General features: G+C 63.4%; 22 protein-coding genes. 16 read left to right on the top strand and 6 right to left on the bottom strand.

Annotation, left to right across the window (positions count from 1 at the left end; translation table 11 throughout):
• The first annotated feature begins 30 nt into the window (after nt 1–30).
• The 4 genes from Q0G18_RS04195 to rpmE all read left to right on the top strand — a co-directional run bounded on the left by Q0G18_RS04195 (nt 31) and on the right by rpmE (nt 2,262).
• Nucleotides 31–249, top strand: coding sequence for a UDP-N-acetylmuramoylalanyl-D-glutamate--2,6-diaminopimelate ligase (locus Q0G18_RS04195; RefSeq protein WP_158049418.1), 219 nt, complete (start codon nt 31–33; stop codon nt 247–249).
• Nucleotides 250–253: 4 nt separating this feature from the next.
• On the top strand, nt 254–1,087 hold the full coding sequence (lgt, locus tag Q0G18_RS04190) for a prolipoprotein diacylglyceryl transferase (protein ID WP_297149800.1): 834 nt from the start codon (nt 254–256) through the stop codon (nt 1,085–1,087).
• Between the two features lie 105 nt (nt 1,088–1,192).
• Nucleotides 1,193–1,573: a desulfoferrodoxin family protein gene (locus Q0G18_RS04185; RefSeq protein ID WP_297149796.1), complete on the top strand. Its 381-nt coding sequence runs from the start codon at nt 1,193–1,195 to the stop codon at nt 1,571–1,573.
• A 221-nt stretch (nt 1,574–1,794) separates the two neighbouring features.
• On the top strand, nt 1,795–2,262 hold the full coding sequence (rpmE, locus tag Q0G18_RS04180) for a 50S ribosomal protein L31 (RefSeq protein ID WP_158049415.1): 468 nt from the start codon (nt 1,795–1,797) through the stop codon (nt 2,260–2,262).
• Nucleotides 2,263–2,458: 196 nt separating this feature from the next.
• On the opposite strand, the gene Q0G18_RS04175 is transcribed toward rpmE, so the two are convergent.
• Both Q0G18_RS04175 and Q0G18_RS04170 read right to left on the bottom strand, forming a co-directional pair.
• Nucleotides 2,459–2,884 carry a TOBE domain-containing protein gene (locus Q0G18_RS04175; protein WP_297149791.1) on the bottom strand — a complete coding sequence of 142 codons (426 nt, stop codon included), beginning with the start codon at nt 2,882–2,884 and terminating at the stop codon, nt 2,459–2,461.
• A 105-nt stretch (nt 2,885–2,989) separates the two neighbouring features.
• Nucleotides 2,990–3,883: a class I SAM-dependent methyltransferase gene (locus Q0G18_RS04170; RefSeq protein WP_297149789.1), complete on the bottom strand. Its 894-nt coding sequence runs from the start codon at nt 3,881–3,883 to the stop codon at nt 2,990–2,992.
• Nucleotides 3,884–4,070: 187 nt separating this feature from the next.
• Between Q0G18_RS04170 and thyX the strand changes: the two genes are divergently transcribed.
• The 4 genes from thyX to Q0G18_RS04150 all read left to right on the top strand — a co-directional run bounded on the left by thyX (nt 4,071) and on the right by Q0G18_RS04150 (nt 9,340).
• Nucleotides 4,071–4,751: an FAD-dependent thymidylate synthase gene (gene thyX, locus Q0G18_RS04165; protein ID WP_297149814.1), complete on the top strand. Its 681-nt coding sequence runs from the start codon at nt 4,071–4,073 to the stop codon at nt 4,749–4,751.
• Nucleotides 4,752–4,758: 7 nt separating this feature from the next.
• Complete coding sequence (locus Q0G18_RS04160) at nt 4,759–5,820, top strand: DUF1385 domain-containing protein (protein ID WP_297149784.1); 1,062 nt, start codon at nt 4,759–4,761, stop codon at nt 5,818–5,820.
• A 264-nt stretch (nt 5,821–6,084) separates the two neighbouring features.
• Nucleotides 6,085–8,670: a DNA topoisomerase I gene (locus tag Q0G18_RS04155; RefSeq protein WP_297149782.1), complete on the top strand. Its 2,586-nt coding sequence runs from the start codon at nt 6,085–6,087 to the stop codon at nt 8,668–8,670.
• Between the two features lie 4 nt (nt 8,671–8,674).
• Entirely contained in the window at nt 8,675–9,340 is a 666-nt protein-coding gene (locus Q0G18_RS04150; RefSeq protein ID WP_297149778.1) for a TetR/AcrR family transcriptional regulator, read from the top strand.
• A 104-nt stretch (nt 9,341–9,444) separates the two neighbouring features.
• On the opposite strand, the gene Q0G18_RS04145 is transcribed toward Q0G18_RS04150, so the two are convergent.
• Nucleotides 9,445–9,999 (bottom strand): FumA C-terminus/TtdB family hydratase beta subunit, encoded by a 555-nt coding sequence (locus tag Q0G18_RS04145; RefSeq protein WP_297149775.1) that lies wholly within the window; start codon nt 9,997–9,999, stop codon nt 9,445–9,447.
• A gap of 2 nt (nt 10,000–10,001) precedes the next feature.
• Complete coding sequence (locus tag Q0G18_RS04140; RefSeq protein ID WP_297149772.1) at nt 10,002–10,871, bottom strand: fumarate hydratase; 870 nt, start codon at nt 10,869–10,871, stop codon at nt 10,002–10,004.
• A gap of 240 nt (nt 10,872–11,111) precedes the next feature.
• Between Q0G18_RS04140 and Q0G18_RS04135 the strand changes: the two genes are divergently transcribed.
• From Q0G18_RS04135 to Q0G18_RS04100, 8 genes are all read left to right on the top strand, one after another.
• The gene (locus Q0G18_RS04135; protein ID WP_297149769.1) at nt 11,112–12,266 is read left to right on the top strand and encodes an NADP-dependent malic enzyme; all 1,155 of its coding nucleotides are present in this window, start codon (nt 11,112–11,114) and stop codon (nt 12,264–12,266) included.
• A 6-nt stretch (nt 12,267–12,272) separates the two neighbouring features.
• On the top strand, nt 12,273–13,136 hold the full coding sequence (tmk, locus tag Q0G18_RS04130) for a dTMP kinase (protein WP_297149766.1): 864 nt from the start codon (nt 12,273–12,275) through the stop codon (nt 13,134–13,136).
• Complete coding sequence (locus Q0G18_RS04125; protein WP_297149763.1) at nt 13,129–14,280, top strand: DNA polymerase III subunit delta'; 1,152 nt, start codon at nt 13,129–13,131, stop codon at nt 14,278–14,280. The genes tmk and Q0G18_RS04125 overlap by 8 nt, the downstream gene beginning before the upstream one ends.
• Entirely contained in the window at nt 14,258–15,709 is a 1,452-nt protein-coding gene (gene ricT / locus Q0G18_RS04120) for a regulatory iron-sulfur-containing complex subunit RicT (protein ID WP_297149761.1), read from the top strand. The genes Q0G18_RS04125 and ricT overlap by 23 nt, the downstream gene beginning before the upstream one ends.
• A gap of 9 nt (nt 15,710–15,718) precedes the next feature.
• The gene (locus Q0G18_RS04115) at nt 15,719–17,173 is read left to right on the top strand and encodes a nicotinate phosphoribosyltransferase (protein WP_297149758.1); all 1,455 of its coding nucleotides are present in this window, start codon (nt 15,719–15,721) and stop codon (nt 17,171–17,173) included.
• Nucleotides 17,174–17,233: 60 nt separating this feature from the next.
• Nucleotides 17,234–18,157: a DegV family protein gene (locus Q0G18_RS04110; protein WP_297149755.1), complete on the top strand. Its 924-nt coding sequence runs from the start codon at nt 17,234–17,236 to the stop codon at nt 18,155–18,157.
• Between the two features lie 8 nt (nt 18,158–18,165).
• On the top strand, nt 18,166–19,125 hold the full coding sequence (locus Q0G18_RS04105) for an NAD(P)-binding domain-containing protein (RefSeq protein WP_297149752.1): 960 nt from the start codon (nt 18,166–18,168) through the stop codon (nt 19,123–19,125).
• Between the two features lie 428 nt (nt 19,126–19,553).
• On the top strand, nt 19,554–20,522 hold the full coding sequence (locus Q0G18_RS04100) for a radical SAM protein (protein ID WP_297149749.1): 969 nt from the start codon (nt 19,554–19,556) through the stop codon (nt 20,520–20,522).
• On the opposite strand, the gene Q0G18_RS04095 is transcribed toward Q0G18_RS04100, so the two are convergent.
• Complete coding sequence (locus Q0G18_RS04095) at nt 20,444–21,316, bottom strand: TIGR03915 family putative DNA repair protein (RefSeq protein WP_297149746.1); 873 nt, start codon at nt 21,314–21,316, stop codon at nt 20,444–20,446. The two genes, Q0G18_RS04100 and Q0G18_RS04095, sit on opposite strands and share 79 nt — an antisense overlap.
• Nucleotides 21,313–22,920 (bottom strand): putative DNA modification/repair radical SAM protein, encoded by a 1,608-nt coding sequence (locus Q0G18_RS04090; protein WP_297149743.1) that lies wholly within the window; start codon nt 22,918–22,920, stop codon nt 21,313–21,315. The genes Q0G18_RS04095 and Q0G18_RS04090 overlap by 4 nt, the downstream gene beginning before the upstream one ends.
• Between the last annotated feature and the right edge of the window lie 153 nt (nt 22,921–23,073).

Below are 23,073 nucleotides of genomic sequence, written 5' to 3'. Positions count from 1 at the left end.
ACGACCGACTGCGATGAGGAGGCGAGAGCTGTGGTTCGAACGCTGAGCTGTCCCACGTGCGGACAAAGCGACCTGGACGTATGCCGCTACGACTCCATGATGGTCCTTCGCAGCGATGTCGCGATGTTCACGGTCACATGCCCCCGATGCGGCGCGTCCGTCTCGTCGGTCCAGACGATTCCTTTGGCCCTGCGCGAAGAGGTTCGCTTCGCCGCCATCGAAGTGGGCGCTGGAATGGGAAGGGACTAGCTCCTTGCTCAACGAAATCTATCAAAGCCTCGACCCGATCGCGTTCTCGGTCGGGCCTTTTTCTGTGCGCTGGTACGGTATTGCATACGTGCTCGGATTTATCTGCGCCGCTCTCGTGCTTATGAGCACGGCGAAGCGCTGGCGGGTGCGCGTCGACTCGGATGCGCTCATCACTATTATGCTGTGCGTGGTCGTGGGCGTCATCGTAGGCGGGCGTTTAGGGTACGTCCTGTTTTACGGAGACGGCTACTACCTGCAGCATCCCGCCGACATCTTCGCGCTCTCGAAGGGCGGCATGAGCTTTCACGGCGGGCTCATCGGCGCGCTGTTCTCGGGAATCGTCGCCGCGCATTTCACGCACATTCCGTACCTCACGCTGGCGGACCTTGGCTGCATCGGGGCGCCTATCGGGCTTTTCTTCGGGCGCTGCGCCAACTTTGTGAACGGTGAGCTGTGGGGCGCGCCGACCGATGCCGCATGGGGCGTTGTGTTCGGGGGGCAGGCGGGAATGATGCCCCGCCATCCCTCCCAGCTCTATGAGGCGGTGCTTGAGGGCATTGTCATCTTCCTTGTGCTGTTCGCGCTTTCGCGCAAGCGTCCGCCGCGCGCCCAGGGAACCTTCCTCGGCGTGTTCCTCATCATGTACGGCTGCTTCCGCTTCGCCATCGAGTTCGTGCGCGAGCCCGACGTGCAGCTTGGATATCTGTGGGGCGGCTGGCTCACGATGGGGCAGGTGCTCTCGACTCCGCTTATTGCGATAGGCATTGGCGTGCTGCTTTATGCGCTTATTGCGAAGAAGTCTCAACAAGGGCTTCCAGAATTGAAACAAAGCGAGTAACATATGCAGCAGAGCAAGGCTATGACACGAGAGGAGCCTTGTTTGCAGTAGCCACGCGCTTTCCGGATGGGGACGCGTGGGGCACAGACGAGAAAGGGATACGTTATGGACGTCACGTTCTATAAATGCAACCACTGCGGCAACGTTGCCGTGAAGCCCTTCGACAAGAAGGCCCCGCTTTCCTGCTGCGGCGAGAAGATGACCGAGCTGGTCGCGAATTCCACTGATGCGGCGGTTGAGAAGCACGTCCCCGTCGTGAGCGTTTCGGGCAATGCCGTTCACGTCGAGGTTGGCAGCGCGGCCCATCCGATGACCGACGAGCACCTCATCGCGTTCATTTGCCTGGTGACCGAGAAGGGCTATCAGATCGCAGAGCTGACGAGCTCCGACAAGCCGGAAGCCGACTTTGCTATCGCTGAGGGCGACCGCGCGATCAAGGTTTACGAGTACTGCAACCTGCACGGTCTGTGGGTCGCCGAGGTGTAGTTGCCGAGAGGCAATTGGGGCGTTCGCGTTGCTTGCGGTGCCGCGCGTTTTTCTATCGACGTTGCAGCTGTGTGGTCGAGACGGGCGCTTGACTTCTGTACGGGCGGTGAATCGATGGGATTCGCCGCCCGTTTTATATTGCAATGCCAATGCGCTGTGGTATCATAAACAAGCTTGTCTCGCCTTGGTCGGAAACCAAGGCATGGTAAAGGAGAACCAACATGAAGCAAGGAATCCATCCGGATTACGTCGAGTGCACCGTCAAGTGCACCTGCGGCAACACGTTTACGACCCGCTCCACCAAGTCCGAGCTGCGCGTTGACATCTGCAACGCCTGCCACCCGTTCTTCACGGGCCAGCAGAAGTTCATCGACACCGGCGGACGCGTCCAGCGCTTTGCCGACAAGTTCGGCTCCGCGAAGGACATGGTTGCCGAGCGCGAGGCTGCCAAGAAGGCCAAGCGCGCTGCTGCCGTCGCCGAGGCAGAGGCTGCCAAGAAGGCCGAGCGCGAGAAGAAGGCTGCCGAGAAGGCCAAGCGTGCTGAAGAGTACGCCAAGAAGGCTGAAGAGGAAGCTGCCCGCGCTGCCGAGGCTGCTGCTACCGCCGAGGCTGAGGGCTCTGCCGAAGAGGCTGCTGCCGACGCCGAGGCTGAGGCCGCTCTCGAGGTCGAGGCTCCCGCAGCCGAATAGCTTTTCCCCTGGGAAAAAGCAAGCCCGAACAGCTCAGCTGTTCGGGCTTTTTCTTTTGCCGAAAGACGAGGTCGAGGCAGACGCCGAAAGGCGGGGCTTGAGCTTGCCGCGGGCTGCTGGTTGGAACCTGCCGCAGCCCGCTGACCGGAACCGGCCAAGGGCAGCGGCAGCTGGCCACAGGGCAGGGTCGCCAGCGTTAGTCGACGCCAATCATGAGGTCGGTGGACTTCACGATGGCGATCGCCTTGTTGCCGACTTCCAGGCCGAGCTCCCCGATCATGTCGTTGAAGACCGAGCCGGTGATGATATTGCCGTCTGCCAGCGTGAGGGACACGCGCCCGTCTGTCTTTCCCGGGCGAACCGTGGTCACGGTGCCGACGAGCTGGTTTCGGGCCGACAGGTTGTCAAGGGGCTCGTCTCCGCGCGCGAACATGACGTGGCTTGCCTTTATGACGGCGTATGCCGGCATGCCCTTCTCAAGGCCGAGATCATGAATGGCCTCCATGGTGATGACGGAGGTAAGGGCCGTCTCGCCGACCTTGATCGAGACGACTCCGCTTACGGCGCCGATCTCGACGTCGGTGATCGTGCCCTTCAAGACGTTTCGTGCTGAAATGCGCATAGTTCCCCGTTCGCTGTTCGTATCGGTCATTCCCCGCATAGGGGGGTTGCTCCTATCAAGTATAGGCAATGCTCCCAGTGCACACAACCGCGCTTGTCAAGCTGTCTAATCGACGTTCCAGGCAATGAAAGCCCAGGTGATGGTTCTCGGCTCGCGAAGGCGAAGAGCTCCTTGCGGAATTCCCCTCTCCCCAGGTTTGCCGGCGTCCTCGTTCTCGACGATCTGCGTCTCGAGCCAGGGCTTGAGCTTCGAGAGCGCGATCTGCGTGCGCGTTTCGGGCAGGAGGGCGCACGCTTTGCGCACCATATCATCGTACTTGTGCAGCGCGTCGTCGAAGGTCTCGAACGTGTCGTGCCGGGAGCTCTTGATGTAGGTCAGTTCGGGCTCGAATCCCATGCTCGAGAGGATGTTCACGGCGTAGAGATGGTCGCGGCCGACGCGCGAGGCGAGGCCGAGCGCCTCGATCACGTGGTCGTCGGTTCGCGGGGAGGCGCCGGTCGGCAGCGTGATGCACACGCGGCGACGGGCGACCATGGTGAGCTTTAAGAGCGCGGCGCGCATATCGTCGACGGCGATCGAGCGCGATGCGGTGCACACGTCGTGTGATTTCGGGGCGATGCCGTGTTCCTCCCAGTCGTCTTCCCAGCTCATCTGCTCGCAATGCACGCTTTTTATACCACGTGCCTCAAGTTCCCCGCGAAGGATGGAAAGCATCCCTTCCGAGAAGTCAGCGGCCGTGACGGCATGCCCCGCTTCCCCGAGCGGCAGGGCGAGAGCACCTGTCCCGCAGCCCATGTCGAACACGCTTTCCTCGGGAGCGACTCCCGCGCGCTCAAGAAACGAGTTCACGTAGGGATTGGGATAGTCTTTGGACGTGAAGGTCTTCGCGCGCTCGTTCCAGTAGACCGCGCTGTCGCGGTGGCGCCGCGCTTTTTGCAGCTGCATCCATTCAGCGTTCCAGTCGGTGGTGGTGAGCAGGGGGGTGAAGCTCTCTGTCATGGGAAGCTGCCTTTCTCGGGGAGATTTTCGCATTGGGGCGAATCGGAGGCGACCCGATGCGCGCGTTTGCCTATCATGTTAGCGGACAATAGCCGATGGTGGGCGAAGACGGCCCTAAAAACTGCGGGTTGCCGCCATCGGGAAACGAGGAATCGTGAACGATACCAAGGAAGAGGGGGAGCTCTCTATGCATGTTGAGCTTTTGTATCATACGCCCGACCCCGAGCGCGCGATCGCCACTGCGGCGCGGCTGTGCTATGCGCCGGTTGGTGCGGCCGAGCTTATGGAAACGATGCCTGAGGAGCGCATTCGCAGCGTGCTTACGACCATCATGGAGAGCGGGCACTTCTCCACGCTCGAGCACGCGAGCTACACCTTCGCTGTCGATGGCGTCTCCCGCGCGCTCACCCACCAGCTCGTGCGTCACCGCATCGCGAGCTTCAACCAGCAAAGTCAGCGCTACGTGAAGTTCAAGGACGGCGTTGATGTGGTCACGCCCGACACCATCGCCTCCGATCCCGAGCGGAAGGCCCTCTTCGACGAGGCCATCGCCGCCGCCGTCAGCGCGTACGAGAAGCTGCTCGACGCGGGCGTGCCTGCCGAGGACGCCCGCTACCTGTTGCCGAACGCTGCGGAGAGCAAGATCGTCATCACCATGAACGTTCGCGAGCTGCTGCATTTCTTCAAGCTGCGCTGCTGCAACCGCGCCCAGTGGGAAATCCGCGACATGGCGCACCGCATGCTCGAGCTCGCCCGTCCCACCGCGCCGTTCGTCTTCGCCGACGCGGGCGCCCCTTGCGTTTCGGGTGCATGCCCTGAAGGCAAGATGAGCTGCAAAAACCCGTATCCTCGTGTGAAAAGGAGCTAGCGGACAAGTGACTCGCGAGAAAAGCGATCTCTCCCGCGCGTTTTCGGAAGACGGCGCGCGCAAGACCCACGTCGGCGGGCAGGCACTGCTTGAAGGCATCATGATGCGCGGCAAGTACAACTGGTCGGTCGCCGTGCGCGAGCCTTCCGGCGCCGTGTACACCGAAGAGCACGACCTGGCGAGCGGGAAGGAGAAGAACGGCTGGCTGTACTGGCCGCTCGTGCGCGGATGCCGCGCCCTGGTCGAGTCGCTTGTCTTGGGTTTCAAGGCGTTAGAGATTGCGACCCTTCATGCCTATGCGGAAGAGGACGAGGGCGACGCTCCCGAGCCCGCCGTAAATAACAAGGAAGCTAGCAGTACCCCAAGCGCGAAGGAGCCCGAGCCCGAGTTCGGCAAGAAGGAGATGGCCGTCTCGATGGTTTGCGGGCTTGCGCTCGGCATCGCGCTCTTCATCGTGGCGCCCGCCTTCATCACGAACCTCATCGTGGGCGAGTACGACAGCAACACGCTTTTGTGGAACATCGTCGACGGCGTGCTGAGAGTTGCCGTGTTCATCTTCTACATCTGGCTCATCGGTCGCATGTCGGAGATCAAGCGCATGTTCGGCTACCACGGCGCGGAGCACAAGACCATCCACTGCTATGAGCACGGCTTGCCGCTCACGCCCGAGAACGCGCGCAGCTTTCCCCGCCTGCACGTGCGCTGCGGAACTGCGTTCCTCATCATGGTGATGATCATCGCCATCTTCGTGTACACGGTGGTGCCCCTAAACGCACTCATCGCTGCGTGGGGCGTGCCCGACGGCGCGCCGAAGCTCGCGCTCGTCATCTTGTCGCGCATCGTGCTCATGCCGGTGATCGCAGGCGTGTCCTACGAGATCACGGTCAGGTGGGCGGGCTCGCATCCGGACAATCCGCTTGTGAAGGTGGTACTTTGGCCCGGCATGCAGATGCAGTACCTCACCACGAACGAGCCCGACGACGGCATGCTCGAGTGCGCCATCGCCGCCATGAAGCTCGTGCTCGAGCGCGAGGAGGCCGAAGCGGCGCAGGCGACGCGGGCGGCGTAGGACCCAGGGCGCTTTTCCCCGTGCCGTTTTCGCGATAGGCCCCCAGGCTCGTTTTTCAGGTTCTCGAGACGAAAACCCCGTTTCGGGAACCTTTTTTGGCCCAGCGCCTCCAAATCGTGTATGCTAAGGCGCGTTATGCGCAACGTTTGGACGCTGCGCGCGATAGGGTAGGAGAATCCCCGCACACGTAAAAACTGACGAATCGGGGCAATCGTGTGAACGATTTCCAGTGCGCGACAGGCGCTCTGGGGCAAGGAGGACCATGTGAAACTGGTCGTAACGGAGAAAAACGACGCGGCAACCAAGATTGCGAGCCTTTTGGGCGCGAGCAAGCCGAAAGCCGACAAGGTATATTCGACGCCGATCTACCGGTTCGAGGTTGACGGCGAGGAGTGGGTGACCATCGGTCTGCGCGGCCATATCTTAGAGCCCGACTTCACCCCCAACCTGGTATATAAGAAGCGCGGCGGTTGGCAAGGCGTGACCGTCGAGGGCGAGACCGTGCCCGCCGATGTGCCCGCAAGCCTGGCCAAGCCCCCCTTCAAGAAGAAAAAGCCCTTCACCGAAGACGGCGTGGAGCTCAAAGGGTGGAAGATGGACGCGCTGCCGTACCTGGTCTACGCGCCGATCGAGAAGCTTCCTAAGGAAAAGGAAATCATCCGCAGCCTGAAGAACCTCGCGAAGAAGGCGGACTCCATCGTGATCGCGACGGACTTCGACCGCGAGGGCGAGCTCATCGGCTCCGATGCGCTCTCGTGCATCCAGGAAGTGAACCCCACCGCCCCCGTCTCGCGCGCCCGCTACTCCGCCTTCACGAAGGAGGAAATCACCCACGCGTTCTCCAACCTCGTGGAGCTTGACATCAATCTGGCGTCCGCCGGTGCATCGCGCCAGGATATCGACCTTATCTGGGGCGCGGTGCTCACGCGCTACCTCACCCTCGTGAAGTTTGCGGGCTACGGCAACGTGCGCTCGTCGGGTCGCGTGCAGACGCCGACGCTCGCCCTCATCGTGGCGCGCGAGCGCGAGCGTTTGGCATTTGTCCCCGAGGACTACTGGGTGATCAAGGGCGCCTTCGACGCCGCCGAGAAGACCGGCCCCACACCAGGCGAGGGCCCGCTTGCCTTCGAGGCGCCCCACGCCACGGCGCGCTTCAAGGACGAGGCGCAGGCGAAGGCCGCCATGGCCGCTGTCGAGGGGGCGACAAGCGCGAAGGTGCTCTCCATCGAGAAGCGCTCGCGCAAGCAGCAGCCGCCCGTTCCCTTCAATACCACAAGCCTCATGACCGCGGCGTCGGCGGAGGGCCTTTCCCCCGCACGCACGATGCGCCTCGCCGAGAGCCTCTACATGGACGGCTACATCTCCTATCCGCGTGTCGATAACACGGTGTACCCGAGCTCGCTCGACTTGGAGGAGGTCGTGAAGACCATCTCCGGCAACCCGGCTTACGCGCCGTTTTGCAAGGAACTGCTCGCGAAGGGGCCGCTTACGGCAACCCGCGGCAAGAAGGAAACGACCGACCACCCGCCGATCTACCCGACGGCCATGGTCACGCCCGACGACTTGCCGCCTGCGGAGTACAAGCTCTACAACCTGATCGCCCGCCGCTTCTTGGCGACGCTCTCCGAAGCCGCCGTCGTCGAGGGCACCAAGGTCACGCTCGATATCTCAGGCGAGCACTTCGCCGCGAAAGGCGACGTTCTCGTGCACGAGGGCTATCGCGCCATCTACCCTTACGGCATGAAGAAAGACGAGCAGTTGCCTGCACTCGCCGAGGGCCAGCAGATCGCCTTCAATGGCGCCACCTGCACGAAGAAGCAGACCGAACCGCCCGCCCGCTACAGCCAAGGCAAGCTCATCCAGGAGATGGAAAAGCTCGGGCTCGGCACGAAGTCCACGCGCCACAGCATCATCGAACGCCTCTACACGGTGAAGTACATCCAGAACGACCCCATCGAGCCCTCGCAGCTCGGCATGGCAGTGTGCGACGCGCTCGACAAGTTCGCGCCGCATATCACCCACTCGGAGATGACGGCGGAACTCGAAGCGGAGATGGACAACATCGCCGAAGGCCAGAAGACCAAGGCCGATGTGGTCATGAACTCCCGCAACCTGCTCTCCGAGCAGCTGGCCGACCTCATGCCTCATTCCGAGGAGGTGAAGGATGCCCTCGCCGACGCCGTCGCGGCCGACGCGTACGTGGGCAAGTGCCCCAAATGCGGTAAGGACCTGCAGATTCGCGCCTCGCAGAAAACGCGCGGGATGTTTATCGGATGTGCTGGGTGGCCCGACTGCGATGTGACCTACCCGCTCCCGAAGGGCAAGATCGAGTCGATGGAGGAGCTGTGCCCCACGTGTGGGATGCCCCAGGTGAAGGTGACGGCCTTCCGGTCGAAGCCGCGCGTCATCTGCATCGACCCGAACTGCGAGACCAACAAAGAGCCCGATGTGGTCGTCGGTGAGTGCCCGGTGTGCAAGGCCGCCGGCAAGCAGGCGAAGCTCATCGCGCAGAAGAACCCGCGCACGCTCAAGCGCTTCATTCGTTGCGAGAACCATGACGAGTGCGGCGTGGGCTACCCGCTGCCCCAGTACGGCAAGCTCACTGCCACCGACGAGGTCTGCGAGCATTGCGGCGCGCCGCTTGTGATCGTGACGACGGCCCGCGGTCCGTGGAAGCTCTGCCCGAACTTCGACTGCCCGGGTAAGGAGCAGGGCGACGCGGAGAAGGCGACCTCGAAGGGGAAGAAGCCCGCTGCGAAGAAGCCTGCCGCAAAGAAGGCGGCGACGAGCAAGGCTGCGGCCAAGAAGCCCTCGACCCGCAAGGCGTCATCGAAGACGGCGGAGAAATAGCGCTATGTCCGAGAAGACGAGCGAGAAGACGGCGGCCCGCCTTGAAAAGCAACCTGTCGCTAGGTCGCGGACAGGTGCGAAGCCTGCGGCAGCGCCGAAGGTAGACCGTCGCATCCTCTTCACGAAGGGCCTCATCAAAGAGGCGTTTCTGGAATTGAAGAAGTCGAGTTCGCTCGCTGATATCAAGGTGACCGACCTCTGCGAGCGCGCGGGAATCGGGCGCGGCACGTTCTACCGCCATTACCGCAACATGACCGAGGTGCTCGACGAGGTGCTCGACGACGCCTTTTCGCAGTCGAGCTCGCTCGCTCGCCATCTCGTTTCGCGTGAGATGCGCACGGCGGGCGCATGCTCTGGGTGCGATATGCCGTTTTGCCAGTTCGTGCGCGAGAACAAGCACTATTCGGGCATCTTTTTGGACGAAAGCCTCACACGCATCGTCCTCGATAAGATGGTCGAGGGCCAAAAGGGCGTCTACCTGCGCGCGATGCGGGGCATCTGCGATTTGAGCGAAGGGGAGCTTGCCGATCTTTTGTACTTCCAGTCGAGCGGATGCCTCTCCGCGGTGCGTCGCTGCATCAACGCAAGCCCGGAGGAATGGGCGCGTACGCAGGCGGCGATCGACAACTTCATCCTAGGCGGCCTGGCGGCGAGCACGCGCAGGCTGTAAGCGCTGCTTACGCAAGAGATAAGAAGCTTGGGCCCCGCAGTTTCACGCTGCGGGGCCCAAGCTTTTGTGTTTTCGCGTTGTGGAGTTTCGCCGATGCGGGAGCCTTACAGCTGCTCTCCCGCCTCGATTGCTCGGTAGAGGTCGCCACCTTGGGAATCGACGGCCACGAAGACGGGGAAGTCAATGAGCTCGATGCGGCGAAGTGCCTCGGTCCCCAAATCGTCCCAGGCGACGGTCTCGCTTTCGGTGACGTGCTTCGCGAGCAGCGCCGCGATGCCGCCGACGGCCGCGAAGTAGACGCAGCGGTTGCGCACGCAGGCGTCGATGACGGCCTGGGAGCGCTTTCCCTTCCCGATGCAGGCGGCAAGCCCCGCGTCCATGAGCTCGGGCGTCGCGAAATCCATGCGGCTTGCCGTTGTGGGGCCGACGCTCCCGAGCGAGCGGCTTGCGGCTGCCGGGGTGGGGCCGGCGTAGAAGATGGTCTCGCCCGCAAGCCCGAAGGGAAGCTCGCCTGTCTCCCGCAGAGCGGCGAGCATGCGCTCATGCCCTGCGTCGCGGCTCGTGAACACGGCCCCTGTAAGGCGCACTTCCTGCCCGATGCGCAGCTCGGCGAGCTTTTCCCGATCGGCCGGCAAGGTCATGCGGATAGGTTCGCTCATGGTTAGTCCTCCCAGCTCAAAAGGTCGATCGAGGCGCTGCGCATAGCCGAACACCCCATGTTGACGGCAACGGGGAGCGCCGCGATGTGACAAGGCGCCGTCTCTAGGTGCACGGCGAGCGCTGTGGTCTTGCCCCCGAGCGCGCCGGGGCCGATGCCGGTTGCGTTTATGGCGTCGAGCAGCTCGCGCTCGAAGGCGGCGTGCTCGGGCGTTGCGGCGGGGGCTCCGATCTCTCGCAGAAGCGCATGCTTGGCAAGCCTCGCCACCTTGTCGAAGGTCGCGCCCACGCCCACGCCCACGACAAGCGGCGGGCAGGCGTTCGCGGCCTTCTCGCGCACGCAGTCGAGCACGACCTTCCTCACGCCCTCGATTCCCGCGCCTGGGGCGAGCATGACCACGCGCGAGGCGTTGTCCGATCCGCCGCCTTTCAAAAGGACGTGCAGCGTCGCACCGTGTCCCGGTTTCGTCGCTATCTCTGCGAAGGCGGGCGTGTTGTCGCCCGTGTTCGTGCGGTCGAAAAGCGCGTCGCGCACCACGCTCATACGCAGACGCCCGTCGGTGTAGGCGCGCGCGACCGCGTCGTCGACCTGCGAGAGGATGTCGCCGGGGATGGAGAGCTCCTCGCCAACCTCGAGCCTCACCCAGCAGGTTCCCGTGTCCTGACACAGGGGCACGCCGTCCTCGCGCGCGATCTGCGCGTTTTCCAGCAGGCAGTCGAGCACTGACTGCGCGCGCGGCTGCTCCTCGATCTTCCGTGCGGCAGCGAGGCCGCAGAGCACGTCTTCGCGCAGCCCGACTGCGGCAGCGCGAATCGCGTCGTAGGTCGCGTTCGCCACGCGCTTCGCCGTGAGGGTGTTGTTCTCGCGTTCCACTCGATTTCCCTTCTCGTCTTGCAAATGCGTTGAGTGTAGCACGAGCCGCCGCGTTTCGCGTGAGTCCTCGAACAGCGGCAGGGTGAGCGCCTGTCGCCGTGTTGGCCCCGCCCCGCTCGATGGATTGCCTGTGCGCTTGCCCGCGCGGATTCGGTACTGCGGCACCGAAGCGGTATACTTTTACGGTTGTATAGAAGCGCGCAAGGGCGCGTACGAAGCGAGAAGGCTCGGAGGTAAGGCATGGATATCGCGCAGGAATCGCTGCGTTTGCACGAAGAGTGGCAAGGCAAGCTTGACACCGTTCCCAAGATGGAGATCAAGACGCGCGAGGATCTGGCGCTCGCTTATACGCCGGGCGTCGCCGAGCCGTGCAAGAAGATCGCGGCGGACCCCGCGCTCGCCTACACCTACACGCAGAAGGCGAACACCATCGCCGTCGTCTCCGACGGGTCGGCGGTGCTCGGCCTGGGCAACATCGGTCCTTTGGCCGCGATGCCCGTCATGGAAGGCAAATGCGCGCTGTTCAAGGCTTTCGGCAACGTGAACGCCGTGCCCATCTGCCTGGATACCCAGGACGTCGACGAGATCGTCGAGACGGTCAAGCGCCTCGCCCCCGCGTTCGGCGGCATCAACTTGGAGGACATCTCGGCGCCGCGCTGCTTCGAGATTGAGAACCGCCTTATCGACGAGCTCGATATCCCCGTGTTCCACGATGACCAGCACGGCACCGCCATCGTCGTGCTCTCCGGCGTCATCAATGCGCTTCGCCTCACGGGCAAGAAGAAGGAGGAGTGCCGCGTGATCGTGAACGGCGCGGGCTCAGCGGGCATCGCCATCGCCAAGCTCATGCTAAGCTACGGCTTCAAGAACCTCATCCTGTGCGACAAGTGCGGCATCATCTGCTCGAAGTCCGAGGGCGTGACCGACGCTCAGCGCGCCATGCTTGAGGTGACGAACCTTGCGGATGAGGAGGGAACCCTCTCCGACGCGATGCGCGGCGCCGACATCTTCGTCGGCGTGTCCGCCCCGAACATCGTGAGTGAGGAGATGGTCTCCTCCATGAACGACGACGCGATCCTCTTCGCGATGGCCAACCCCGTTCCCGAGATCTACCCCGACGTGGCTCGCCGCGCGGGCGCGCGCGTCGTCGGCACGGGCCGTTCGGACTTCCCGAACCAGATCAACAACGTGGTCGCCTTCCCCGGCATCTTCAAGGGCGCCCTCGAGGCGCGCGCGACGCGCATCACCAACGACATGAAGCTCGCCGCTGCCTCCGCGCTCGCCGCTCTCGTGTCTGACGAGGAGCTTTGCGAGGACTTCATCATGCCCGAGCCCTTCGACCCGCGCGCCGTCGAGGCGGTTGCCGCCGCCGTGCGCAACTGCGTGGCGGACTAGGAGCCCATGCCGTTGACGCCCGAGAGACATATCGCCGAGCCTGCGCAGCCCGTTTCGGAGCGCGAAGGCTTTGATGCGCAGGGGGCGCCCGTAAGCGGCCAGCCCGAGGGAAACTCCCCCCGCGGCGTCTTCGTCACGTTCGAGGGCGGCGACGGCGTGGGGAAATCGACCCATATCCGCTACGTTGCCGACGAGTTGCGCCGCGCGGGGCGCGAGGTCGTGTGCCTGCGCGAGCCTGGTGGCACAGGCGTCGGCGAGTCGCTTCGGGCGATGGTGCTCGACCCCGAAAACGGCGAGATATCGAGCGAGGCGGAGCTCTTGATGTACGAGGCCGCCCGCGCCCAGTTGGTCTGCGAGGTCATCCGCCCTGCGCTCGAAAGGGGAGCGGTGGTGCTCTGCGACCGCTTCGCGGACTCGACGATCGCCTACCAAGCCTACGGGCGCGGCCTTCCCCTCGATTTCGTACGACGAGCGAACACGTTCGCCACGGGCGGCATCGTTCCCGACCGCACCATCCTCCTCGTGCTCGGCAACACGCGCAAAAGCCTTGCCCGGGCGACAGGTGCTGGCGCGGGGGATAGGATGGAGCAGGCGGGAGAAGTATTCCATTCGCGTGTGAACAGGGCTTTCCTAAAGCTTGCCAAGCGCGACCCGAAGAGAATCCGCATCGTTCGCTCCAGCTCGTCGCGCAAGGCGACCGCCGCTGCCGTCGCTGCCGAGCTTGCCGATATCCTTCCCGAGCTTTCCGCCCGAGCGGCGGGCGCGACTCCTTCCCAGCCTGCAGCACCCCAAGGGGCGGGTACGGCCAAGGGCAAACCACAGGCGAAGCGCAAGCGCGGTGGCCGGGGAAAGAGGGGGCATCGTGGCTGACGCGTTTGAGAACATCTTCGGCCAGCCTCGGGTGCGCGACTTCTTGCGCGCGAGCGTTCGCGGCGGGCATGTGAGCCAGGCGTATCTGTTCTGCGGCCCCGCCGGCTCGAACAAGACCGCGGCCGCATACGCGCTCGCCCAGGCATACCTCTGTCCGAAGGGGGCGAAAGGCCCGCGCGGAGGTTTGTGCGGGGCGTGCGATGCCTGCTCGCGCATCGCCCGGCGCAAGCATCCCGACGTGCGCTACTATGCGCCCGAGGGTGCGGGCGGCTACCTGGTCGAGCAGATCCGCGAGATCGTGTCGGACGTTTCCTATGCCCCCATCCAGGCGAAGTCGAAGGTCTATATCCTCGACCGCGTGGACATGCTGGGCACCGCCGCGGCGAACGCCTTCTTAAAGACGCTCGAGGAGCCGCCCGCCAACGTGCTGATCGTCCTTTTGGGCCGCACGCGGGAAAGCGTGCTCCCGACGATCGTCTCGCGCTGTCAGGTCGTCCCGTTCCGCCATATCCCTGCAACCGAGGCCGCGGGCATTATCCGCCAGAACACGGGCGCCTCGATCGAGACCGCGCGCATCGCCATCGAGGCGTGCTCGGGTTCGATCACGCGCGCGTGCGAGTTTTTGAAGTCCAACGACAGCCTCGCCTTCCGGAGGGGCGTGGTCGACGCGATGTCGCGGCTCGCCACCGCCGACGATTGGGATATCATAGAGCTCGCTGCCGGTCTCGTGAGGGCTGCGAAGGCACCGCTCGACGATGTCCGCGCGGCGCTCGAGGCGGAGCTTTCCGAGAACGCCGATTTCCTGGCCAAGTCGGCGATCCGCCAGATCGAGGCGCGCAACAAGCGCCAGATCACGGCGAAGACCTCGCAGGCGCTCCACCAGGTTTTCTCGATTGCGAGCTCTTGGTTGCGCGATGTGATGGCGACCTGCGCTGGAACGCCCGAGTTCATCGTGAACGTCGACGTCAAGGCGCAGATTGAGATGGCCGCCGCGCGCACCGACGAGGCCCGAGCGGCCGCCGCGCTTGCCGCGCTGCGCGAAAGCGACGAGGCTATCTCGTATAATGTTTCCCCAGAAACGTGCATCGATGCGATGCTGTTTGAAGTGAGAGAGGTTCTGTATGGTTCGAGTCGCGCCCATTAGGCTCGCATTCAATCCGCGCACGCTGTGGTTCGACCCGCGTGATCTGGATATTCGTAACGGCGACGACGTGGTGGTGCTCACCGCGCGCGGCGTCGAGTTCGGCCATGCCGCAGGCGACGTCTTTGAGATCGACGAAGACCAGGTGAAGAAGCTGAAGTCGCCGCTCAAGCCCGTGAAGCGCATCGCTACGCCCGAGGACGTGGAGCGCGCCGCCGAGATGGAGCGGCTCGGTCGCGAGGCGCTGCCCATCTTCAAGGAGATGGCCGCCGAGGCGAACGAGGACATGCATCCGGTGTCGGTGGAATACCTGCTCGAGGGCGACAAGGCGGTCTTCTACTTCGAGGCGGAGGAGCGCGTTGACTTCCGCGAACTTGTGCGCAAGCTCGCCTCGCGCTTCCATGTGCGCGTCGACATGCGCCAAATCGGCGTGCGTGATGAGGCGCGCATGGTCGGCGGCCTTGGCCACTGTGGCCAGGAGCTGTGCTGCGCCCGCTTGGGCGGCGAGTTCTGCCCCGTGTCCATCCGCATGGCCAAGGAGCAGGACCTCTCGCTCAACCCGCAGAAGATTTCCGGCGTGTGCGGGCGTCTCATGTGCTGTTTGCGCTACGAGTTCGACGCGTACAAGGACTTCAAGAGCCGCGCCCCCAAGCAGAACGCCACAGTGAAAACGCCTGATGGCCCGGCGAAGGTTGTCGACCTGGACGTGCCGCGCGAGGTCGTCTCGGTGCGCCTTGAGGGCGAGAAGCCCGTTCGCGTGCCGCTTTCCGCCTTCGATGCGCCCGAGGAGGGAACGCGCCCGAACACGATCGGGCGGGAGGCGTGGGACGAGGCGAACGCTCCCGAGGAGCCGGAGTTCACCTCCAATGCGCTCTTCTCGACCGACCAGTTCACCGGCAGGGACAAGCTCGCGGAAGCGGGCAGCGTGCGCCGCACAGGTTCCTCGAAGCGCTCGCGCAAGGGCGCTGCAGACGAGCGCTCGGCCGAAGAGCCGCATCGCGCGCGTCGTCGCCGGTCGACCAAGGTCTCTGCGGAAAGCGATCGCTCCTCCAAGCAGGATTCCCAGGAGAAGAAGCAGGACAAGCAGGCCTCCCGCGGGTCCTCTTCCAAACGCAAGCCGCGCCGGCGCCCCGATCAGAAGGCGGGCGAGAGCAAACAGGGCAAGCAGTCCGCGGAGCGCTCGGCCAAACATCAAAAGCCGCAGCGCGCCAAAGAGGAGGGGAAAGGCCAGCAGAAGTCGGGCCCCCGCCCCGGTCAGAAGTCCTCGGGTCTTCGCGCGAAGCCTCAAAAGCAGGCATCGTCTTCGGGGTCGCGTCAGCAGGGAGAGAGCGGCCAGCGTCCTGCGCAGGGCGGCGCTCCCTCGCAAAACGAGCATCGTCGCGCGCGCAGGCGCTCGCACAAGGCCGGCGGCAGCTCGCAAAACGAAGGCTAAGGAGAGCAAATGCCCATCGACTACGCGCTTTTGACGGACTTGTACGAGATCACGATGGCTCAGGGCTATCGCGATTCCGGGCATGAGAACACCGAGGCATGCTTCCATATGTATTTCCGCGACACCCCGTTCAAAGGGGGCTATGCCATCGCGTGCGGCATGGCGCAGCTTGCGGACATGGTGGACACCTACGGCTTTTCGGGCGAGGACATCGACTATCTCTCGAAGATTCCCGCTCCGGGCGGCGGCGCGCTGTTCGCCGCCGATTTCCTGGAATGGCTGCGCGACTTCAAGCTGACGGTCGACATCGATGCCGTGCCCGAGGGGCAGGTCGTGTTCCCGAACGAGCCCCTCGTTCGCGTCAAGGGCCCGATCATGCAGTGCCAGCTGCTCGAGGCGGCGCTTCTCAACTGCGTGAACTTCCAGACGCTCATCGCGACCAAGGCCGCGCGCGTGTGCCTTGCGGCGCAGGGTGCGCCCGTGGCCGAGTTCGGCCTGCGCCGTGCCCAGGGCGCGGGCGGCGGCCTGTGGGCGTCGCGCGCGAGCATCGTGGGCGGCTGCGCGTCGACTTCGAATGTGCTCGCGGGCAAGATGTTCGACCTCCCCGTGTCGGGCACGCACGCCCACTCGTGGGTCATGGCGTTCCCCTCCGAGCTCGAGGCGTTCCGCGCCTACGCGGAGGCGTTTCCCAAAAACTGCACGCTGCTCGTGGATACTTACAACGTCGAGCAGGGTATCGACAACGCGATCACCGTCGGCCTTGAGATGCGCGAGCGCGGTGAGAAGCTCTCGGGCATCCGCATCGACTCGGGCGACTTGGCATGGCTTGCGAAGATGGCGCGCCGCAAGCTCGACGCTGCTGGCTTGACCGACTGCGGCATCGTGCTTTCCAACGACCTCGACGAGTACACGATCCAGTCGATTCTCGAAGAGGGCGCCCAGGTGAGCGCCTGGGGCGTGGGCACGAAGCTCGCCTGCGCCTACGATCAGCCCACTCTTGGCGGCGTCTACAAGCTTTCCGCGACGCGCAAGCCGGGCGGCGAGTGGGTCGATCATCTGAAGATCTCCGAGTCGGCTAAAAAACTCACGTTCCCCGGCGTCCTCGACGTGCGCCGCTACTACCACGAGGATGGCCACATCGCAGGCGACATGGTGTTCGACACTAACGCCGGCGTACAGGAGTGCGAGACGATCGTCGATCCGCTCGACTCGCTGCGCCGCAAGCGTCTGGGCGGCAAGCGCTTCGAGACACTGCTTGCGCCGCTCGCGCGCAACGGCAAGACGGTGCTCGCGCCTAAGTTCCGCGATGCGCTCGCCGCGAGGGAGCGTGCGAGGGCGGGGCTTGCCACGCTCGACGAGAGCCAAAAGCGCATGCTCAACCCGCATTCGTATCCGGTGGGACTCGAGCACGGACTGTTCGAGCACCGAAGCGATCTGGTCGCGAAGTTGCGCGGCTTCGAGTAGCGGGTGGAATCTGATACGCCAGCGCCGCAACGAACGGTGCCGCATGAGATAGGAGAATGAATGCCAGCCTGCAACCTGATTATCGATTCCTGTTGCGATCTGCCCTTCGAACTGGTCGATCGCGAAGGCATCGAGCTGATCGAGTTTCCCTACATCGCCGGTGACGGCGAGCATTCCGATGATATGTACCGCTCGCGTTCCGCGCAGGACTTCTTCGATTCGATGCGCAACGGCGACGAGCCCTCGACGGCCCAGGTTCCGATCACGATGTACCAAGACGTGTTCACCCGCGCGATCGAATCCGGCGTCCCGACGGTGTGCCTGAGCTTCTCAAGCGGCCTGTCCGGCAGCTACAACACCGCTATGATCATCCGCGACCAGCTCGTGGCCGAGCATCCCGAAGCCGAGCTGTACGTGGTCGACACGCTGTTGGCATCGATTGCCGAAGGGTTCTTGGTCTATGAGGCCATTCGCCAGCGTGACCGGGGGCTTACCGCCAAGGAGATGGTGGATTGGGCCGAGGAAGCGCGCTACTACATCGACGCCGAGTTCATGGTCGATGACCTTGAAGCGCTTCGCCGTGGCGGCCGCATCCCCGCCTCGGTTGCGCTCGCCGGATCGAAGCTCGACGTGAAGCCTCTGCTTAACATCGCGCTCGATGGCAAGCTTTCGCTCACCGGCGTCGCGCGCGGGCGGAAGAAGGGCATCAAACAGCTTGCGGAGTACTATGCAAAGCATGTCTCGGACGAAGGGGCAGCTCGCTTCGCCGTTATCGGCAACGCCGACTGCCCGAAGGATGCTGATCGCCTGAAAGAGGCGCTTTCGAAAATCGACGAGAATATCTTGTTTCTGGAAAGCAGCATCGGCCCGGTCATCGGGTCGCATGTGGGGCCGGGCATGCTGGCCGTGGTGTTTTGGGGCAAGGACCGCCGCGAGGAGCTTTCCGTGGCCGACCGCATCGCCCGTAAAGTGAAAGGCAATTAGGGGGTCCCATGCGTTATATCTTTTTCGGTGACGAGAACTTCCACGACGATATCGCCGTGCGCTTGGCGAACGCCGGCTTCGAGCGCTGCGCCGATATCGAGGAGGCAAGCGCCATCATCACGTTCTGCACCTCGCAATCGGCGCTCGAAGACGCGTACTTCGACGAAGGCGGGTTCGTCCAGTCGGCGCATCCCGGCGCGGTGCTCATCGACTTCTCCGCATCGACGCCAGGTTTCGCGCGCGAGCTCGGCGCGGTCGCCACGGTGAGCGACCTGGGGTTTGTCGAGGCGCCGATCGCCCTTGAGGACATGCTCGATCCGCGTCCCTTCGACGAGGATAACCTCGTTTGCTACGCTGCGGGCGAAGAGGACGCCGTCGCCGCGGCGCAAGGGCTTCTCAATGCGGTCTGCGGTCGCGTAGTGGAATGCGGCGCTGCAGGAACGGCACAGCTCATGCGTGCTGTTCGCACTCTGCAGGAGGCGGCTGCCGTCGTCTCTGCGATCGAGGCGAACGCGCTGGTCCGTGCCGCGCACCGTGCCGCTTTGGGCAACGGCCTCTCCGATGTCGCGATTTCCGGCCTCTCCGAGCCCGCCGAGCGCATGCTCGAGGCGGTTCGCGAAAAGCGCTTCGAGGGCGCGTTCACGGCGGAGATGTTCCTCTCGGAGCTGCAGGCCGCGCTCGCAAGTGCCGACGATGCCGATTTGATCCTTCCGCAGGCGGAATCGACGATGCACCTCGTGGAGCTGCTCGAGGTGATCGGAGGCTCGTTCAAGTCTCCGGCAGCTTTGGCGTTGGTCTACGGCGAGGAGGCCGAATGCGCCGAGAATGGTCTCGATTGGTCGCGTGCTGAGGAAGCATATGGTCAGGGTTCTGACGATGACGACGACTACAGCTACGATGACGAGGAAGACGATTGCGGCTGCGGTCATCATCACGACCACGGCGGATTCGGGTACTCGGCGAACTAAGCTTGGCTGCCCTGGTTATGATTCGCGCGAATCTTGCAAACTAGTTTGACCTGTCCGCTCGGGAGCATGCGGCGGCGTCTGCTCTCGAGCTGCTGATATTGGCTTGATACCGATGCGTTTCACGGCTAATTCGGCGGGTCGGGAGCTCGGCGGGATAAACGTTAGGCTCGTCCTCCTGCGAGCACCCGGGGCCGCCTCCGTGCTCAGACAGTCCTCGCTGCGCTGCGGAACTGCGCGCGGAGGCGGCCCCGAATACTCGCAGGCTACATATTGCGGCTTGACTCGATGGACGGAATAGCAGTTTCGACGAGCCGAGAATTGCCTCCGCGCGCAGTTCCGCACGACGCGAACAGTCCAGTGGACTGTTCGCCAAAGCAGGACTGTTTGAGCACGGAGGTAATCTCGGCTTGCCGAAACGACGGGAATGAATGATGCTTCAAAGCGAAATTGACATATCTTCTTGCGCCCTTTGCCCGCGCGCATGCGGAGTTGACCGCAGCGCGGGGGCTCGTGGTGTTTGCGGGGCCGATGGGCGCCTTCGCATCGCCCGCGCCGCGCTGCACTTCTGGGAGGAGCCGCCGATCAGTGGCACGCATGGCTCGGGCACGGTGTTCTTCTCGTGGTGCCCGCTTCGCTGCGTGTACTGCCAGAACGCCGTCATTGCCGACGGCGAGGCGGGGGCAGAGATATCGATCGGGCGTCTGGCGCAGATCTACTCCGAGCTTCAAGCGGAGGGTGCGCTGAATATCAACCTTGTGACTCCGACCCATTATGCGCCGCATGCGCGCGCCGCGCTCGATTTGGCGCGGGAGCGGGGGATGGACCTTCCCGTCGTTTGGAACACCTCGGGATACGAGACGGTTCGCGCCGTCCGTGAAAACCGAGGTTATGCGGATGTGTATCTCACCGATTACAAATATGCCTCTTCCGATTTAGCTGCCCGATATTCAAAGGCTCCTGATTATCCTCAGGTCGCCTTCGATGCGCTTTCTGCCATGGTCGATGAAGTGGGCGACCCTTGCTTTGACGAGTACGAGGGCGACGGGCGCATGACGCGCGGGGTGGTGGTGCGCCATCTGATGCTGCCCGGTGCGCTCGAGGACTCGAAACGTGTGGTGCAAACGGTGTGGGAGCATTTCGGCAGTTCGGTTCTGCTTTCGATTATGAACCAGTACACTCCCGTCTTGTCGGATAGCGCCGAGGCAGGCGATACCTGGGCTCGCCGCGAGCTTGAGCGCTGTCCCGAGCTCGCCCGTCGCGTTTCCGATGAGGACTATGAGCGACTGCTCGATTTTGCCGATTCGCTTGGAATCGAGGATTACTTCTGGCAGGAGGGCGGTGCTGCCGAGGAGAGCTTCATCCCCGCCTTCGACCTTGAGGGCGTGTTGAGCGTGTAGGTTCCTGTTGATGCGTCGCCGCGCTCGTCCATTTCGGGCATATGCTTCCAGAATCGTTTCGGCATGAATTGTCGGCGGAGCTCGGGGTGGTAGCGCGCATCGACGGAGACGGCGTCGTAGAACCGCTTCCATGCTTGCTGCATCATCTGTTCGTCAGCTGCTTTTTCGGGAAGATTTACTCCGTCGGTTTGAACGAGCTGCCACCCCGGTCCGTCGTAGATTCCCGCTATGTGGTGAGCTTCGTCGTAAATCATGAAGGGGACGTCGTTGAAGCGCGCCGAGAACCAGCCCATAAGCAGCGGCACGACCGATGCCTTCGGTGAGCAGCGGGCGAACCATACGTTGCCTTGAAGGCGCTCGAATCGTAGGAATTGCTGCAGGTAATGGCGCTCGTTCATCACCGATCGGTTGAGCGCGACAAGCGGGGCGACGGCCGGGTGCGCGATTTCTCCGATCGCCGCTCGGCGCGCGTCAGCCCTCATAGCGTAGCGGATAAACCGATAGACGATGGTGCCCGCTTGTGCGTCGTCGGAGAGTGCGGCGTGCAGCACGGCGTTGAACCCCGCTTTCCCCGTTGTGCGCACCAGCCCGCGTTTGACACGCTCGGCGAGCGCGGCGTCGGACTCAATCGTGCGCACGCTTTGCCCTAGGCGCGGCTGAAACGAGGATTCCCGGGTGATATCCTCAGGGTCCTCGTGGTTTGCGTAAGCTTGGAACACTGCGGTGAGCAGCCCCTCGGGCGTTCCGTCGTAGATGTACGCGACGTGGGTGAGCGGCTCTTCTGCGGCAATCATGCGCAAACCTTTTGCTTGTCGATGGCATGCTGCCACCCGAACAGGCCGTCGGCTTGGCTGGCGAGTGCGCTTTTCTCAGGGAGGCTGCGGGGGCTTGAGCTTGATATGCTCGTCTTCTGCGCAATTGCGAGGGCGCCGCTTACGCCTGCTTTTTGCGAGGTTCCGAGCGCATCGCCTACGCCTGCCTTCGCTGAACGGGCGTGCGTATCGCGCGCCCCCGCCCTCTGCTCGTCATGGTGCGCGCCGCGTTCGTGCGCTTCCTCGATTCGATTCCTACGCAAATCCTGTCCCTCAAGTGGGTCGAAGAGGCACAGCTGCCCCTGGCATTGCTTCGCCGCACGTCGCCCGTGCTTTCCGCCGTCGATAGGGGCGGCAAGCTGCGCGCGGAGGGCCCCTGGAGTGAGGGGCATGCCTGCGCCTGCGTACTTCCCGTTGCAGGTGATGAAGAAGCGTGCGCGCTTGTAGGCGATACCGAGTTTGCACAGTTCGGGTTCGTGCAGGCAGCATGTGCGTCGGGCCTTCACGATAAGGCGCGCCCCGCGCGGCCCGATGCCGGGCACACGCAGGAGCATTTCGAGCGGGGCGGTGTTCACCTCTACGGGGAAGTGCTCCAGATGGTTGACGGCCCAGTTTGCCTTCGGGTCAAGCTGTGGGTCGAGGTAAGGGTTTTCCTCATCGATTATCTCGCTTACGTCGAACTTGTAGAAGCGCATAAGCCAATCGGCCTGGTAGAGTCGATGCTCGCGATCGAGTTCCACCGCGCCTGATGCGGGCAGGCGCTCATCGGAGGTAACTGGCAGGTAGGCGCTGAAGAACACGCGCTTGAGGGAGAGCGTGCGGTAGAGCGCCGCCGATAAGTTCAGGATCTGGAAGTCGTTTTCGGGTGTGGCGCCGATGATCATTTGCGTGCTTTGGCCTGCAGGGACGAAAGCCCGCTTGCGTTTCGCCGGTCGATTTTGCGAGTAGTATGTCGTGCTCTTTCGCATGAGAGCACGCATGTCAGCGTCTTCTGCCATGGAGTCGCGAATCTGGCGCATCGGAGCCAAAAGCTGCTGCTTGCGCTTTTGCGGACACAGAAGCGCAAGGCTTTTCTGGGAGGGGAGCTCTAGGTTCACGCTCATGCGGTCGGCCAGGCGTCCCAGCCGATCGATTAGCTCGGGCGAGGTGCCGGGCACGGCCTTCGCGTGGATGTATCCGCGAAACCCGTATTCATCGCGCAGGATTCGCAGCGTTTCGATCAGAAGCTCGGTCGTGTAATCGGGGCTTTTCAGAACGCCCGAGCTCACGAACAGCCCCTCGATGTAGTTGCGCCGATAGAAGGAAATCGTCAGGTCGGCGAGCTCGCGCGGGGTGAACGCGACACGAGCGACGTCGTTGCTCGCGCGGTTCACGCAGTAGGCGCAGTCGTAGACGCAGACGTTGGTCATGAGCACCTTCAGAAGCGAGATGCAGCGCCCGTCGGGGGTGAAGCTGTGGCAGCACCCCGCGGCCAGGGCGTTTCCTAGCTGCCCGCGCCGTGCTCCTCGGTCGACACCGGAAGATGTGCAGGCTACGTCGTACTTTGCGGCGTCAGCGAGAATTTCCAGTTTGTCGGCGATATTCATGGGTACACCTGTTCGTTCGAATATTTGTTCGTATTTTAACAAGCTTCGAACCGATGTGCAATGCCTGCGCCTTTCTTGGTTGATTTTCATTGTTAGCCGAACACTCGCGCCGTAATCGGCGTTTTCGCAGCTAGCAGGACGGGCGTGCAAACG

The sequence above is a fragment of the uncultured Ellagibacter sp. genome (assembly GCF_934636505.1).
GTDB lineage: Bacteria > Actinomycetota > Coriobacteriia > Coriobacteriales > Eggerthellaceae > Ellagibacter.
The sequence above is the reverse complement of the archived record's forward strand: the minus strand, read 5'-3'. Positions and strand labels throughout refer to the sequence as shown.

Coding starts and splice junctions, on each gene's coding strand:
- Q0G18_RS04100 (WP_297149749.1), top strand. CDS start 19,554: ATGATGCTTCAAAGCGAAATTGACATATCTTCTTGCGCCCTTTGCCCG.
- Q0G18_RS04115 (WP_297149758.1), top strand. CDS start 15,719: ATGCCCATCGACTACGCGCTTTTGACGGACTTGTACGAGATCACGATG.
- Q0G18_RS04150 (WP_297149778.1), top strand. CDS start 8,675: ATGTCCGAGAAGACGAGCGAGAAGACGGCGGCCCGCCTTGAAAAGCAA.
- ricT (WP_297149761.1), top strand. CDS start 14,258: ATGGTTCGAGTCGCGCCCATTAGGCTCGCATTCAATCCGCGCACGCTG.
- rpmE (WP_158049415.1), top strand. CDS start 1,795: ATGAAGCAAGGAATCCATCCGGATTACGTCGAGTGCACCGTCAAGTGC.
- tmk (WP_297149766.1), top strand. CDS start 12,273: ATGCCGTTGACGCCCGAGAGACATATCGCCGAGCCTGCGCAGCCCGTT.
- Q0G18_RS04145 (WP_297149775.1), bottom strand. CDS start 9,999: ATGAGCGAACCTATCCGCATGACCTTGCCGGCCGATCGGGAAAAGCTC.
- Q0G18_RS04095 (WP_297149746.1), bottom strand. CDS start 21,316: ATGATTGCCGCAGAAGAGCCGCTCACCCACGTCGCGTACATCTACGAC.
- Q0G18_RS04185 (WP_297149796.1), top strand. CDS start 1,193: ATGGACGTCACGTTCTATAAATGCAACCACTGCGGCAACGTTGCCGTG.
- thyX (WP_297149814.1), top strand. CDS start 4,071: ATGCATGTTGAGCTTTTGTATCATACGCCCGACCCCGAGCGCGCGATC.
- Q0G18_RS04170 (WP_297149789.1), bottom strand. CDS start 3,883: ATGACAGAGAGCTTCACCCCCCTGCTCACCACCACCGACTGGAACGCT.
- Q0G18_RS04110 (WP_297149755.1), top strand. CDS start 17,234: ATGCCAGCCTGCAACCTGATTATCGATTCCTGTTGCGATCTGCCCTTC.
- Q0G18_RS04090 (WP_297149743.1), bottom strand. CDS start 22,920: ATGAATATCGCCGACAAACTGGAAATTCTCGCTGACGCCGCAAAGTAC.
- Q0G18_RS04175 (WP_297149791.1), bottom strand. CDS start 2,884: ATGCGCATTTCAGCACGAAACGTCTTGAAGGGCACGATCACCGACGTC.
- Q0G18_RS04135 (WP_297149769.1), top strand. CDS start 11,112: ATGGATATCGCGCAGGAATCGCTGCGTTTGCACGAAGAGTGGCAAGGC.
- Q0G18_RS04105 (WP_297149752.1), top strand. CDS start 18,166: ATGCGTTATATCTTTTTCGGTGACGAGAACTTCCACGACGATATCGCC.